Source organism: Bacteroides sp. 51 (genome assembly GCF_010500965.1).
Lineage (GTDB): Bacteria > Bacteroidota > Bacteroidia > Bacteroidales > Bacteroidaceae > Bacteroides.
Map to the genome: position 1 here is coordinate 1 of NZ_QVMI01000086.1, position 312 is coordinate 312.

1 protein-coding gene is annotated in these 312 nt (G+C 48.7%); it reads right to left on the bottom strand.

Going from position 1 to position 312, the window contains the following annotated elements; all coding sequences use genetic code 11:
• Positions 1–104 precede the first annotated feature (104 nt).
• The coding region (locus D0T87_RS23565; RefSeq protein WP_163178603.1) for an HU family DNA-binding protein at positions 105–312 on the bottom strand (208 nt) is incomplete at its 5' end.

The following is a 312-nucleotide window of genomic DNA, read 5'->3' on the forward strand; positions in this document are numbered from 1 at the left end:
TTATCCGAACGGGTAGGCGCCAGGGCGTTATTGACTAGTTTGAGGACTTTGTCGGGACGAAAACGGATATTGACTCACTTGATCTGGCGGAAGTGGCATTCATCTTATGTTTCCACACCGTTACACGAAAGGGTCATAAAGAACGTGCCCAGACCATCAATCTTAACCCGGTCGCCACGAACAAGCACCTTGCGCATTTCACTCATGAAAATACTCAGTACATGAACCACATCACCTTTGGTCAGGGTACTGGCTTCTTCCACTTCGGCGGCTACATCATTTTGTGTAGACAACCGCGAACTGCCTGCTTCT